This window comes from Moraxella sp. 179-F 1C4 NHS (assembly GCF_045370505.1).
GTDB classification, from domain to species: domain Bacteria; phylum Pseudomonadota; class Gammaproteobacteria; order Pseudomonadales; family Moraxellaceae; genus Faucicola; species Faucicola tetraodonis.
In genome coordinates, this window is sequence record NZ_JBIQEC010000004.1 from 115,710 (window position 1) to 129,883 (window position 14,174).

At 44.9% G+C, this 14,174-nt stretch carries 14 protein-coding genes; 7 read left to right on the top strand and 7 right to left on the bottom strand.

Annotation, left to right across the window (positions count from 1 at the left end; translation table 11 throughout):
• Positions 1-73: 73 nt before the first annotated feature.
• The 3 genes from corA to ACH0AB_RS03215 all read right to left on the bottom strand — a co-directional run bounded on the left by corA (position 74) and on the right by ACH0AB_RS03215 (position 2,762).
• The gene (gene corA, locus ACH0AB_RS03205) at positions 74-1,234 is read right to left on the bottom strand and encodes a magnesium/cobalt transporter CorA (protein ID WP_406877191.1); all 1,161 of its coding nucleotides are present in this window, start codon (positions 1,232-1,234) and stop codon (positions 74-76) included.
• A 506-nt stretch (positions 1,235-1,740) separates the two neighbouring features.
• Positions 1,741-2,124: a DUF2237 family protein gene (locus tag ACH0AB_RS03210; RefSeq protein ID WP_065252584.1), complete on the bottom strand. Its 384-nt coding sequence runs from the start codon at positions 2,122-2,124 to the stop codon at positions 1,741-1,743.
• Positions 2,125-2,168: 44 nt separating this feature from the next.
• Positions 2,169-2,762, bottom strand: coding sequence for a glutathione S-transferase N-terminal domain-containing protein (locus ACH0AB_RS03215; RefSeq protein WP_406877139.1), 594 nt, complete (start codon positions 2,760-2,762; stop codon positions 2,169-2,171).
• Between the two features lie 304 nt (positions 2,763-3,066).
• Here ACH0AB_RS03215 and ACH0AB_RS03220 point away from each other — a divergent pair, with 304 nt between their 5' ends.
• Genes ACH0AB_RS03220 through ACH0AB_RS03235 form a run of 4 tightly spaced genes read left to right on the top strand, consistent with a single transcriptional unit; the run spans position 3,067 to position 6,501 of the window.
• Positions 3,067-4,362 carry an ATP phosphoribosyltransferase regulatory subunit gene (locus ACH0AB_RS03220; RefSeq protein ID WP_050324362.1) on the top strand — a complete coding sequence of 432 codons (1,296 nt, stop codon included), beginning with the start codon at positions 3,067-3,069 and terminating at the stop codon, positions 4,360-4,362.
• A 57-nt stretch (positions 4,363-4,419) separates the two neighbouring features.
• The gene (locus tag ACH0AB_RS03225; protein ID WP_406877140.1) at positions 4,420-5,718 is read left to right on the top strand and encodes an adenylosuccinate synthase; all 1,299 of its coding nucleotides are present in this window, start codon (positions 4,420-4,422) and stop codon (positions 5,716-5,718) included.
• A 56-nt stretch (positions 5,719-5,774) separates the two neighbouring features.
• The gene (locus ACH0AB_RS03230) at positions 5,775-6,113 is read left to right on the top strand and encodes a hypothetical protein (RefSeq protein ID WP_406877193.1); all 339 of its coding nucleotides are present in this window, start codon (positions 5,775-5,777) and stop codon (positions 6,111-6,113) included.
• Positions 6,004-6,501, top strand: a complete 498-nt coding sequence (locus tag ACH0AB_RS03235) for a TSUP family transporter (RefSeq protein ID WP_406877192.1) — start codon at positions 6,004-6,006, stop codon at positions 6,499-6,501. The genes ACH0AB_RS03230 and ACH0AB_RS03235 overlap by 110 nt, the downstream gene beginning before the upstream one ends.
• Positions 6,502-6,505: 4 nt before the next feature.
• Here the strand turns inward: ACH0AB_RS03235 and ACH0AB_RS03240 are convergent, their stop codons facing one another.
• From ACH0AB_RS03240 to ACH0AB_RS03255, 4 genes are read right to left on the bottom strand one after another with little or no spacing between them, the layout of a single operon-like run.
• A complete protein-coding gene (locus ACH0AB_RS03240; RefSeq protein ID WP_406877141.1) occupies positions 6,506-7,132 on the bottom strand; it encodes a LysE family translocator in 627 nt (208 codons plus the stop codon).
• Positions 7,133-7,173: 41 nt separating this feature from the next.
• Positions 7,174-7,980 carry an ABC transporter permease gene (locus ACH0AB_RS03245; protein ID WP_406877142.1) on the bottom strand — a complete coding sequence of 269 codons (807 nt, stop codon included), beginning with the start codon at positions 7,978-7,980 and terminating at the stop codon, positions 7,174-7,176.
• Positions 7,977-8,693 carry an ABC transporter ATP-binding protein gene (locus ACH0AB_RS03250; protein ID WP_406877144.1) on the bottom strand — a complete coding sequence of 239 codons (717 nt, stop codon included), beginning with the start codon at positions 8,691-8,693 and terminating at the stop codon, positions 7,977-7,979. Before ACH0AB_RS03250 ends, ACH0AB_RS03245 begins: the two co-directional genes overlap by 4 nt.
• 57 nt (positions 8,694-8,750) lie before the next feature.
• Positions 8,751-9,344: a cob(I)yrinic acid a,c-diamide adenosyltransferase gene (locus tag ACH0AB_RS03255; protein WP_406877145.1), complete on the bottom strand. Its 594-nt coding sequence runs from the start codon at positions 9,342-9,344 to the stop codon at positions 8,751-8,753.
• A 107-nt stretch (positions 9,345-9,451) separates the two neighbouring features.
• Between ACH0AB_RS03255 and cysS the strand changes: the two genes are divergently transcribed.
• The 3 genes from cysS (at position 9,452) to glmM (ending at position 14,162) form a co-directional block, all read left to right on the top strand.
• On the top strand, positions 9,452-10,900 hold the full coding sequence (gene cysS / locus ACH0AB_RS03260; RefSeq protein ID WP_406877146.1) for a cysteine--tRNA ligase: 1,449 nt from the start codon (positions 9,452-9,454) through the stop codon (positions 10,898-10,900).
• 237 nt (positions 10,901-11,137) lie between these two features.
• On the top strand, positions 11,138-12,604 hold the full coding sequence (gene guaB / locus ACH0AB_RS03265; protein WP_282840998.1) for an IMP dehydrogenase: 1,467 nt from the start codon (positions 11,138-11,140) through the stop codon (positions 12,602-12,604).
• A 202-nt stretch (positions 12,605-12,806) separates the two neighbouring features.
• Positions 12,807-14,162 carry a phosphoglucosamine mutase gene (gene glmM / locus ACH0AB_RS03270; RefSeq protein WP_095355507.1) on the top strand — a complete coding sequence of 452 codons (1,356 nt, stop codon included), beginning with the start codon at positions 12,807-12,809 and terminating at the stop codon, positions 14,160-14,162.
• Positions 14,163-14,174: the final 12 nt, after the last annotated feature.

Here is a 14,174-nt window from a genome sequence, read left to right on the forward strand (position 1 = left end):
GATAAATTTATAAACCAATAATAAAAAAGCTTAACAGCATCATCTGTTAAGCTTTTATAATTAAAGATCAAATTTACAGCCAACCTGCCTTTTTAAAGCGATAGTAAAGCGTGAAACAAATGGTCAAAATAACGGCTAATAAGACATAGTAGGCATAATGCATTTTTAGTTCAGGCATATTGTCAAAGTTCATCCCATAAATCCCTGCGACGGCGGTCGGAACCGCGAGTATACCTGCCCAAGCGGCAAGTTTTCGTACCACCTCATTCTGACCCATATTGACCACTGCCATGTAAGTATCCATGGCAACACTGAGCATTTCGTTAAGTCCATTGACCGCATCGAGCGCACGCAGTAGATGGTCATTGACGTCGCGAAAATACGGTTTGGCTTGGCTAGGGAAACTTGGAATCAAATCAGTCTTTTTATGATTGATAAAAAAATTACAGATATCTTGTACGGGTAAGATGACAGCACGCATATGTACGAGCTGTGATTTTAATTCATACAAATTGCGCAGCGTATGCTTGTTAAAGTTTTCAGAGAAAATTTCCCGTTCTTGCTCGCGCAAATAACGTCCTAATTTTTCAGTGACAGGTAAGTAGTTATCGACGATAAAGTCTAAGATGGCGTGCAGCACAAAGATGGGTCCAAGGCGTAATTTTTCTGGTCGGCGATGACAAAAATCTCGCACACTCTGGTAGCTATGAGAGGCACCTTGACGAATAGTGATGATATATTGCTTGCCCATAAAGATAGCCGTAGTGCCATAACGAATGGTGTTTTCGGTCAATTTGGCGGTTCGTACCACCACGAACACGCTATCATTACCATAGCTTTCAACTTTGGCGCGTTGATGCTCAGCGAAAGCATCTTCAATGGCAAGTTCGTGTAAGTCGAATGCCTCTTGGACTTCTCGAATGGTTTCGATACTTGGGTCATGCAGTCCTACCCAAACAAATACGTTGTTGTTGGATAATTCGCGGCGCACATCATCAAGTTCAATCTCGCCGATTTTTTCCCCAGATTTACGAGAGTAGGCAAAGCAGTTGGCAATCTCATTTTTCCCTTTAAAGCGATCTTCGGTGATTTCAGCTTCAGGGTTGTACTCAGGGGGTGGTACATCGGTCGGTGCATAGACTTCGACAGTGCCATCATCATCATAATCTTCGCCATAGATATAACTATCATCACCGTGCAAATCGAGTTCTTCATCAGTGATTTCATCATACATGAAATCCGCATTGGCAAGGGTAAAAGCATCTGCAGACATATCATGTGGCGGATTAAGCGCTGAGGCTAAAGGCGGCGTTACGCGCTGGGTCGTCTGAGTGGGGTGCTCTAATAAATCGTCGCTGCGTTCAGATAAATTTTTGTTTTGGTGGGGTGGCGTCATAACCAAAAACCTCGCTATCACGATTTGAAAGAGTTATATCAGATCGAATAAATGTGTCCAGTCGTTATCAAAGTACTAAAAGGTAGCAACCACAAAACAGCAAGTAAACATCAAAGTAGGCAAATGCGCCTGTGTGTTCTTGCTATTTTGTAATTCTCAGTGATTTTTAAACGAATAAAAAAAGAAGTCATGCATTGACAATGCAATCGTACCGCTAAAGTTAGATGGATAATGATAACAGTGAAAAATGACAATCTCAAGATAATTATACGTAACAGACCGCTAAAACCTAGTTGAATCTAGTTAACTATGGAATTAGCAACGGTCATTTTTTCACTATCGCCTTAGATAGCGTACTGCTGCAGTGTCTCTATATCTACTAACTCTAAGAGACTCTCATGACATGCGGCAAGCTTTAGCGGCGGCGCAACCCCCGCATCCAATGCTTCCACCCAGCGCAGGGCACACACGCACCAAAAATCATTGGGCTGCAGCCCTGGAAAACCAAATTCGGGTAAAGGCGTCACCAAATCATTGCCTTTGGCAACAGAAAATTCTAAGAATTCTCGGGTCATTTTGGCGCAAACCGTGTGTAAGCCGACGTCACCAGCGCCGGTATGACAAAAACCATTTCGATAATAACCTGTTAACGGGTCAAAACAGCAACTCGCTAGTGCGGTACCCAGTACATTGGTTTGGTTTAATTCAGCTTTTGGATGATAGGACATAATGAGCTCTTTTTACGTTTTAATTGTGTTAGATGAAAGATTGGCTAAAGCTTAAAGATAGATGCTGGTAGTTTTTCTAAAGCAGTACTCTGAGTTTTTTGCATAAAATCTCGCTGACAAAATTGCTCAAGTGCCGCTTTGTTTGCCTCACTTACTGCCTTGTCAAACACCTCAGCCAAACGTAATTTTAAATACCCTAAAGCGATACCAAAAAAGATTTGGCTTAACGCATCGCTTTGTGCGTCGAGCTGTGGTGCATTGGGGAGTAAATTCGACAATAGACTGGTGGAGCGCTCAATAAATGGATGTGGGGTAGCAATTGATGGCTGAAAGCGCTCGGTGGCAAAGGCGCGAACAGTTTGATTGATAATGCCGAGGCTCAGGCTGATTAAAGCGGCAGATTTTTCATCAGCGAAAATTTGCGGCATAAGGTGCGCCAAAATCACACTGCTTTCTGTGATGAGTAATTGATTATCGGTGAGCAGGGCAGGTACTTGGCTAAAAGGGTTGACCGCTAATAATTCTTGTGGGTTTTCCCAAGGCATGACAAATATAAGCTCGGCATCAATCTGCTGGCGTAAACAGGCGACCATCACGAGACGGGCGAAAGGGGAGGTGGTTGAGACAAAGAGTTTCATGGGTAAATTGGATTTCCCTATACTGGTTGCATGGGTGTAAGTTTTAATAAATAAGTTTCAATAAAATTTTATAGGAGTTTAGCATAAAAAATTGGGCAATAAAAAAATGCCTAAGCCCAGTGAAGCTATGATACAATGAAAAGGAAAAGTGCCCTTATTTTATTCTTTGCTTATTTTATTTTTGTAAGTGCCCTTCTCATCGATTATTCTATGATTTTACATGGTAATTCATGGTCTATGTTTTCATATGGCCGCTTGTTGTCATGTCTAGTGATATATCATTTAATCATCCTTAGGATTTATTGTGTCAAATTTAGCATCAAATTCCACAAACGTGGCAAATCAGTCTGCTTTTTATCTTAATACAAAAAATACTTGGCTATTACCCGATGGGGTTGTCGATTTACTATCAACCGAAGCGGTAAAGCAAGAAACCCTGCGTTATCAATTGACCCGGATTTTAATCAGCCATGGCTATGAATTTATTAGCCCGCCCATGATTGAATATACCGAAAGCTTGCTCGGCTATGCGTCTGAAGATGTTAAATTACAAACTTTTAAAATCATTGATCAGCTAACGGGTCGGCTCATGGGGGTACGCGCGGATATCACCCCACAAATTGCGCGGATTGATGCGCGTCTACACAATAATCAAGACACTAGTAACCCAGCAAAATCAATTTCCCGCTATTGTTATGCAGGGCATGTAATCTATACCATGCCAAAGGGCTTATTTGGTTCGCGCACCCCGCTACAGTTGGGGGCTGAGATTTTTGGTACCGATTCACTAGCCAGTGAAGTGGAGCTATTAGATGTGCTATTTACCTTGTTAGATAGCACCGATGTGATTGAGCACTCGCATATTGATATTGGTCATGTGGCGATTTTTCAGCAGCTTTGCCAGCTTGCCAGTGTACCTACGTATCTGCAAGAAAAACTAATTGAGCTGTATGCCAATAAAGCGTTACCTGAGCTGAAACTTTTGACCAGCAAAATGAACCAGTTTGGCGAACTTGCCAACGATTTTTATGTGCTTGGCGAGGCAGGTAATGACTTGCAAAAACTGAGTGAACGTCTATCAACTCAAGCCAAACACGATGCTATCATTGCCAAAGCCTTGTCTGATTTGACTTATCTGGTGAGTTATCTCGAAGAGCACTGGGATGCCAATGTCAGTGTCGATGTCACAGGATTGGGATATCACTATCATACAGGCGTTGTCTTTAATGTGTACGTGGCAGATGAGTCATTGCCGCTGATTCGTGGTGGTCGTTTTAGTAATCATTTTCATCATGAAGTTGATAATACCGATGCCGTGCGTTCCGGCGTTGGGTTTAGCTGCGAGCTAAACCGTTGGCAAAATCATATCCAAGTACATGAGCAGCCTTTTACCGTGGTGCCTTATAGCCATGTACAAACTATTTTACATGTACCCAATCATCCTGATGCGCCAGCGCTCAAACAAGCGATTGACTCACTACGCCAAGAAGGGCATCGGGTGATGATTGCGTTGGATGAAACCGATGAACCTGAGCAAACCACCCATCGCTTGCAAGTAGCGAATGGGGTTTGGTACTTAGAGCATTTGGCAGAAAATTAATTTTTAAGCTGTCATAAACTTGTTTTTAGCAATTACTTTGATAAAAGGTGACTTATCATGAAACATACGGGAAAAAACGTCGTTGTCCTTGGTAGCCAGTGGGGCGATGAGGGTAAAGGCAAAATCGTTGACTTATTGACTGAAAAAGCCAGTGCGGTGGCGCGCTATCAAGGCGGTCATAATGCCGGTCACACCTTAGTCGTTGGCGGTAAAAAAACCGTATTACATTTGATTCCATCGGGTATTCTACGTGAAGGGGTTACTTGCTACATCGGTAATGGCGTGGTGCTAGCCCCAGACGCGCTATTAAAAGAAATGCAATCACTGGTTGAAGCAGGCGTGCCTGTGCGTGAGCGACTTCGTATTTCACCCAACTGCCCACTGATCATGCCACAGCATGTAGCGCTTGACCAAGCCCGTGAAGTCAAACGTGGTAACAACAAAATTGGCACGACCGGGCGTGGTATCGGCCCTGCCTACGAAGATAAAGTAGCGCGCCGTGCCTTGCGTTTTGCTGACTTGTTGCGAGCTGACTTCGCCGATAAACTAAAAACTAACCTTGAGTACCATAACTTTGCCTTGACCCAATATTATGGGGTGGACGCAGTTGATTTTGATGCGACCTTAAAGTTGGCAGAAGAGTGGCGTGATGCGCTAAAAGACTTGGTAGCTGATGTGACGGGCGAGCTTGACAAGCTATGCAAAGAAGGCAAAAACTTAATGTTTGAAGGCGCACAAGGTACCTTGCTTGACGTTGACCACGGCACTTATCCCTTCGTTACCAGCTCAAACACCACAGCTGGCGGCGTGGCAACGGGTACGGGTCTTGGACCCTTGTACTTTGACTATGTATTGGGTATCACCAAAGCTTACACCACGCGCGTGGGGGCGGGTCCCTTCCCAACTGAGTTATTTGATGATATCGGTGAGCACATCGGTACTGTGGGTCAAGAATTTGGTGCTACCACGGGCCGCGCCCGTCGTTGTGGTTGGTTTGATGCAGCGATTCTACGCCGTGCTGTGGTACTAAACTCATTATCTGGTATCTGCTTGACCAAGCTTGATGTGTTAGATGACCTTGAACACCTCAATATCTGTACGGGTTATGAGTTGCCAAGTGGGGAAGTTTGCGGCTCTAGCGATGCGGAGTTTTACGAGAATGTCAAACCCATTTACGAAACATTGCCAGGTTGGAAAACTAGCACTGTAGGCGTGACAGAGTATGACAAGCTACCTGAAAATGCCAAAGCTTATATCAAACGCATTGAGCAGCTCATCGAGTGTCCCGTTGACATTATCTCAACAGGTCCTGACCGTGCCGAAACCATCGTGCTACGCGACCCATACGATGCTTAACCCTCACATATCAAAAAACCCGATGTCATGTCGGGTTTTTTATTTTAGGGTAAAAAATGCTGAATGATAGCTTACTCGCCTTAGCCAATTTATTAACCTCTGCTTTAACCGCCATCACAGGCGTGGGCGGCGGCATGATACTCATTGGACTGATGCCATTTTTTGTGCCTGCAGCAGCGATTGTACCAGTGCATGGCGTGACCCAGCTTGTCAGTAATGCCACGCGCTTGGTTTGGTCGGGATGCCTTAGACTTTACCTATTTTTGGCAATTTTTGGCGGGCTCATTGACGGGACTGTTGATATTTGGCGTGTTAGTACGCTTTATACATTTAGAGCTTATTCCGTTATTTATCGGTATTTATATCTTACTAATAACCTGGCCAAGCACTTTTAACCGAGTGATTCGCCGTTTTGAAAGTTTCTTTTTGGTCGGATTTGCACAAACGGGCTTGGGCGTGTTTGTTGGCACACCGGGTCCGCTCAATATCGCCATGCTCAATAAGTACTATGATGATAATAATGTCGTCGTTACCACGGGCGCCTTGATGATGACGGTGGTGCATACCGCTAAGTTGCTAGTTTATGTGGCGATGGGATTTGTGTTTGCCGATTATTGGCAGTTGCTAGTGATGATGGTCATCATGGCAACCGTGGGCTCATGGCTTGGTACCCGACTGTGCCATAAAATCCGTTTAGACTGGCTAGAAAAAATCCTGCCGTATCTAATCACCCTCATAGCGCTCAAATTGATTGTCGATATCGCCCGTCGCTATTTTTTTTGAACCGCTAATGCCAAAAAATCTCAGTAATAAGCGCCATGGCAATGATGATAAATATCAACCCACATAATCGATTAAGCCACATCAAGCGATTGCCCAATTGCAGCCAATCCGACAGTTTTTTGCCGCTCATGGTATAAACCAGCTGCCACGTTATCTCAATCATAAAAAAACCCAGCGTGAGTATGAGGTATTGCGGCAGTAAAGGCGCGGAAAAATTGATAAATTTGGGAAAAAATGCGGCAAAAAACAAAATCGCCTTGGGGTTGGATAAAGACACCCAAACCCCTGTTTTAAACAGTTGCGCGGGGGTCGGTATGACCTGTAACTGGTCACTGTGCAATTCGCTGTCAGCTTGGCGCCAAGATTTTATCCCAAGATAGGCTAAATACAGCGCGCCAACGACTTTGATAATGGTCAGCAAAAAAGGCGCGTTGGTACTGATAAGCCCTAGCCCTAACAGTGACGTTGTTAGTAATATAAATAGACCCATGCTCAGCCCTGCTAACGTCCACAGGGTTTTTTTGATGCCATAATTGACACCAAATTGGAACGCTAACAGCATATTAGAGCCAGGCGCTGCCGAGATAAGGCAAGTACTGATTAAAAAAAATAAGAAATTTTGCAGGGTCATTAGAATTTTTAGTAAATAAGTGAAAGATAGCCAATCAACGGTTAGTCAGACGGTGGAATGACAAACTGCCATTGCGGGTTAAAAAACCGTCGAAACATCAGCAAAGTCGCTATTGTACACCCTAAGGTACTGCTGGTGGCAATTAAAAACAGGGTTATAATTTGATAAAGCACGGCTTGGTGCGGGTCTGCGCCTGCCAAAATTTGTCCTGTCATCATACCCGGCAAGCTCACTAACCCCACCACCATCATGCTGTTAATCGTCGGTGTGATGCCATTTTGAATGGCAGCGATGACATAGGGTTTTGCAGTTTCCCAAGGCGTGGCGGACAATGCCAAATAAGTATTAATCATATTTTGTTCGCGATGAAAACTGCTGACAAGTTGGTTCATACAGAGTGAGACAGCAGTCAATGAATTACCTAAAATCAGCCCCAATAATGGTATCATCACTTGGGGGCGAAACCATGTAGCAGCGTTATCTGACAGCACCCACCAACCACCAAATATAGCCACCACCCAACTACTGACAAACACCGCCAGCGCCGTATCCCAAAATAAACCTTGATAAGGTTTGTTAACCCGATTTTTGGCAGCTATAGTGGCGACAATCGACATAAAAGTCAAAATTGCCAACACTTCATACCATTGCTCTCTGGCAAAAATCCACGCAAGGACCAGTCCAATTAGGCTTAGTTGAACCACCGTGCGAAAACTTGCAATGAGCAGGGATTTGACGATACCCAATTTTAACCAAACACTGATTGCCATCACCAGTAATAATGCCAGGCTTGCCAGCGCTACTTGTAGGTAGGAGATAGGCGGCATAGTGATGGCTAACATCATCATGGCTGATTCCCTTGTACTATGGATGCGGGTACTTTGCTATCGATTGTTAACTCGTCATTGCTCAATTGACCATTAGCCATCGTCCAGTGGCTAGTGCCAATCGCCAATAAGCGCTGAATTTGGGTCGGCTCATGGCTGATCCACACGACGGTAGCATTAGGAGTGGATTGATACCAGTGGTTAATCAATGTTTCGACTTGGTGGGTGGTAGTGGTATCAAGGGATGCGGTAGGCTCATCAAGTAATAAAATGGTCGGGTGCAATTGTAGCGTGCGTAATAAATTGACAAGCTGTTTTTCGCCACCCGATAAGCTTCGGCTATCTTGCTGTAAAAACTGGGGTGATTTGCCAAGGTTAACTAGCTGCTGCTCGTGCCAAGATACATCGAGTTTTTTGTCTTTATAAAGTGCAAAGCTAAAGGGCAGGGTCAAGTTATCTAAGACGCTGCCCTCAATCATCTCACTTAGTTGCGCAATATAGGCCACCTGTGAGCGCCAAATAGCCGGTGTCAAGTCGGTCAAATTTTTGCCGTTTAACGTGATGTGACCTGTTGACATAGGTAATAGGCTTGATAGTAGCTTTAGCAGTAACGATTTGCCACTGCCAGACTGTCCTGTGATGACAATAAAGTCATGCTCATGGATTTCACCTGAAACATGATTAACGAGTGTTCGATTGTCGATTTGGTAGGACAGTTGGCTAAATTGTAGCATGGCTTTTTAAAGTATAGTGTTTTTAATGGATAGCGTTTTTAAAGTATCGTGATAGAGTTATGACAAGGTGGTTTTATCCCAAAGCACTTCTTGACCAGCATCCAACCGAGCAACGACACGCGCCAATACAAACAGCCAATCGGATAGACGATTGATAAACTGTAGACTGAGTGGTGAGACATTATCATCCCGCGAGTTTAATGCCACGAGTAGGCGCTCAGCGTCTCGGCAATAACAGCGAGCGATATGCACTTGGCTAGTCACCATGGTGCCTGCAGGCAAGATAAAATCTTTGAGGGGTGGTAAATGGGTGTTCCACTCATCAATTTGATTTTCCAGTTCCGTCACATAGTCTGCCAAAATCCCGCGGTATTCGGGCATAGCAAGTTCACCCCCTAGATTGAAAAGCTGATGCTGCAAGCGGCTTAGTTTAGCATCAAATTGGGCGTGGTTGGGTTGGACATGGTTAGGTTGGGATTGGCTATCTTGAGTAAGATAGCCCCGCAATAAACCGATTTGGGAGTTTAATAAGTCAATTTTGCCCATGGCGTCAAAGCGTAAGTCTGCCTTGGAGACGCGTGAACCATCCGCCATGCCAGTGGTGCCGTCATCGCCCGTTCGGGTGTAAATCTTTGATAATCGATTGCCCATTATAGAGACCTTAAAGTGTGAAATATGCCAAATCATAGCACTTTTAACAAAATTTCGGTATGATAACCGATTGTCTTTTTTACCCAACTTGCACAGGTGACTATCCCATGACACAGCTGACACAGCCCATGCCGATTACCATATATGACTCGATGAGTGGACAAAAACGCCCATTCATGCCCTTAGAAGCAGGCAAAGTTGGCATGTATGTCTGTGGGATGACGGTGTATGATTATTGCCACATTGGTCATGCACGGGTCATGGTCGGCTTTGATGTGGTCGTGCGCTGGCTGCGTCATATTGGCTATGATGTCAATTATGTGCGTAATATTACCGATATTGATGACAAAATTATTAACCGCGCTAAGGACAATGGCGAAAGTATCTATGAGTTGACAGACCGCTTTATCAAAGCCATGCATGAAGATGCTGATAATCTGGGCTGTGAGCGTCCTAACAGTGAGCCAAAAGCCACGGATTTTATCCCACAGATGCAGCATCTAATTCAAACGCTGGAAAGCAAAAATTTAGCCTATCAAGGCGCAACGGGCGACGTCTATTATGCGGTCGAAAATTTTGCTGAGTATGGCAAACTCTCAAAACGTCGCCTAGCCGATATGCAAGCGGGTGCTAGCGAGCGGGTGAATGTTGAGACAGACAAAAAAAATCCGTTTGACTTTGTATTGTGGAAATCTGCCAAACAAACAGAGCCATCTGAGACCAAATGGCAGTCGCCTTGGGGGGTGGGTCGCCCAGGTTGGCATATCGAATGCTCGGCAATGAGTACTTGCTGCTTGGGCGACACCTTCGACATCCACGGCGGCGGACATGATTTACAGTTTCCGCACCACGAGAACGAAATTGCCCAATCTGAAGGCGCAACCGGTAAAACCTATGCCAACAACTGGATGCATGTGGGCTTTATCAATGTTGACGGCGAGAAAATGTCAAAATCACTGGGTAATTTCTTTACCATTCGCGATGTGATGGGGCAGTTTCACCCAGAGACCATTCGCTTCTTTATTTTATCGAGTCATTATCGCAGTCCAGTGAATTTCTCAGATAGCGCGCTTAAAGAAGCCCAAACCAGCCTCACGCGTCTGTATCAAGCCTTAAAATCTGTAGAAAGCCTCACCGAACCAGCCGGCGAGATTGACGAAACCCCATTTGAAACCCCTTTTAATCAAGCGATGTGCGATGATTTTAACAGTGCAGGGGCGGTGAGCGTATTATTTAGTCTAGCGCGTGAAATCAACAAAGCGGTCAATCTCGAAACCGTTGAAGGCAATGCCCAAGCGCTGGCGTTAGCAACATTGCTAAAAGATTTGGCACAACCGCTCAATATTTTACAGCTTAATCCAACCGATTTTTTACAAGCGAAAGTGGGCGAAACGACCGGGTTAAGTGATAGCGAGATTGAAGCATTCATCGAAGCCCGCAAGCAAGCCAAAGCGGACAAAGACTTTGCCAAAGCTGACCAAATTCGTAATGATTTGAAGGCGCAAGGTGTTGAGCTAGAAGACGGTAAAAATGGCACGACGTGGCGCCGTGTTTAAGCTGATTTTAACCTGTCACCATTTAAATCGCTTGATAATTTAACCGATTTTAGCTAGAATAGACGGTTAATCAAAAACTAAACGATGGTGTCAATTGAACATACCAATGACAACACGCTAAATCCAAAGGCTGGGCAGGGAACTGTTCAGCCTTTTGCGGTTTTTTGGCTGTCAAATTTTTCACCACGACAAAATTCTAAATACTATTTAACTACTCTTAACTGCTCCGAGGTCTTTATGTTACGAATCGTTGATGAAGCACTTACCTTTGATGATGTGCTACTACTACCTGCTTATTCTGAAGTCTTGCCTAAGATGGTAGATTTAAAAACCCGTTTGACGCGCGGTATTGAGCTAAATTTACCCATTGTTTCTGCTGCGATGGATACCGTGACTGAATCGCAAATGGCGATTACCATTGCCCAACTTGGCGGTATGGGTATTTTGCACAAAAACATGGACATTGATTTACAAGCCATGCAAGTACGCCGGGTGAAAAAATTTGAAGCCGGTACGGTTGTTGACCCTATCAGCGTATCACCCGATACCAGTGTTGGCGAATTGCTTCGTATCACCAAAGAAAACAAAATCAGCGGTGTGCCTGTGGTAGAAGGTAACCAAGTCGTGGGTATCGTCACCCACCGTGATATCCGTTTTGAAAATAACCTAAGCCAGCCTGTTCGCAATATCATGACCCCAAAAGAAAAATTGGTGACAGTTAAAGAAGGCGAGCCCACAGAGAATATTAAACGTCTGCTACACGAACACCGCATCGAAAAAGTGATTGTTGTGGATGACAATTTTCAATTAAAAGGCTTGATTACTGTCAATGATTTCACCAAAGCAGAAAACAACCCAAATGCTTGCCGCGATAGCAAAGGTCGCTTACGTGTTGGTGCGGCAGTGGGTACGGGGGCAGATACCGAAGCCCGCGTTGAAGCGCTCATCGCTGCCGATGTGGACGTGATTGTCGTAGATACCGCACATGGTCATTCAAAAGGCGTCATTGATCGCGTGGCTTGGGTGAAAAAGAACTATCCAAACATCCAAGTGATTGGCGGTAATATCGCCACTGCTGATGCGGCACTCGTGTTGCGTGATGCGGGTGCCGATGCGGTCAAAGTGGGTATCGGTCCGGGCTCTATTTGTACCACACGTATCATCGCAGGTATCGGCGTGCCGCAAATTTCAGCGATTAGCAACGTGGCTGATGCGCTAAAAAATGATATTCCACTGATAGCCGATGGTGGTATCCGTTTTTCAGGCGATATGGCAAAAGCGTTAGCAGCGGGTGCCTCTTGTATCATGGTGGGTTCTTTACTTGCAGGTACCGAAGAAGCGCCAGGGGAAGTGGAGCTATTCCAAGGTCGCTACTACAAAGCCTACCGTGGTATGGGTTCGCTAGGTGCGATGTCAGGACAAAATGGTTCATCTGATCGTTATTTCCAAGACGCCAAAGAAGGGGTAGAAAAATTGGTACCTGAAGGTATCGAAGGTCGCGTCCCTTACAAAGGTCCAATGAACGGTATCATCAACCAATTAGCCGGTGGCTTACGTTCGTCAATGGGTTATACAGGCTGTGCCAATATTGAAGAAATGCGTAGCAAACCACAATTTGTGCGTGTGACTTCGGCCGGTATGAAAGAATCTCACGTACATGACGTGCAAATCACCAAAGAAGCACCGAATTACCGTGTAAACTAAGTGATAGGTTGATTGCGCTAAAACTGGGTTAACTACCCAGTTTTTTTTTATGGCCCAATTTATCGCCCAAAGTTTTTATAGCTTAAAGTAACGTGTTGCGCCATCACCCATAAAAACAAACAGATATCGCAACATGCGTGAAATTTTGCTATGCTAAAATTTTATATTGTGATAACAACAACGGGCGACAAAGGAGAATTAAATGAGTTATTTTGGTACTGATGGTATTCGTGGTAAGTTTGGGGAATTTCCGATACATCCGCAGTTTTTAATCAAATTAGGCTATGCCACGGGTAAAGTGCTGCTAGCCAACCAAGCAGCCCCGAACGAAAATCATCGTCCCAATGTCGTCATTGGTAAAGATACGCGGCTCTCTGGCTATGTTATTGAAGCCTGTCTGCAAGCAGGATTTAACGCCGCAGGGGTAGATGTGCATATGCTAGGCACTATTCCAACCCCTGCCATCGCGCATTTGACCCGAAGTTTTCACGCTGATGCGGGCGTAGTGATATCCGCATCCCACAATCCATTTTATGACAACGGTATCAAATTTTTCTCCAATGAAGGCAAAAAGCTGTCAGATGAAATTCAACAAGCCATCAATGAAAAAATCGATGAAATCAAAGATATCAATGTCGTCATTGACGCACCAGAAGCGCTTGGCAAAAGTTATCGTGTGGAAGATGCCAAAGGCCGGTATATCGAGTTTTGTAAGGGCACTTTCCCCTACAATCTAAATTTAAATGCCCTAAAAATCGTCGTTGACTGTGCCAATGGGGCAGGATACAGCGTCGCACCCCGTGTATTACGTGAGTTAGGTGCGACCGTCATTGCCATTGGCGATAAACCCGATGGCATTAATATCAACGACAATGTCGGCTCTACCCATCCGGCAAACTTGCAACAAGCGGTGCTTGACCATGAGGCCCAAGTGGGTATTGCGTTAGATGGCGATGGCGACCGTATCATCATGGTCAATGAAAAAGGCGAGTTGGTTGATGGTGACGGCATTTTATATATTTTAGCCACCCAAGCAGAGCAACAAGTCGATGGCGTGGTAGGTACCTTGATGACCAACATGGGTCTACAATTGGCGTTTGACAAAGCGGGCATTGCCTTTGAACGCGCCAAAGTCGGCGACCGCTATGTCATGCAAGGGCTTGAAAAAAATGGCTGGGTACTGGGCGGTGAGTCATCAGGTCATATTTTAACCCTAGATAAAGCCAGTACGGGCGATGCCATTGTAGCAGGTCTACAAGTGCTTGCGGTGATGGCGCAGAGCAAACAATCATTATCAGAGCTGATGAAGGGTTATACGCAGCTACCACAAAAATTGGTCAATGTCAGATTGGCGCAAAAACAAGATCCCTACACCTTCCCAGAATTGGCAAATGCGTTTAAAGATGCCGAAGAAAAATTGACAGGACGGGGTCGTTTACTGATTCGTCAATCAGGTACAGAGCCATTGATTCGGGTAATGGTCGAAAGCGATGATGAGATTGAGTGTGATATGCTAGCCAATGAACTTGCTGAAAAAGTACGCCAAGTGATGGCGTAAAGTTGACATTTT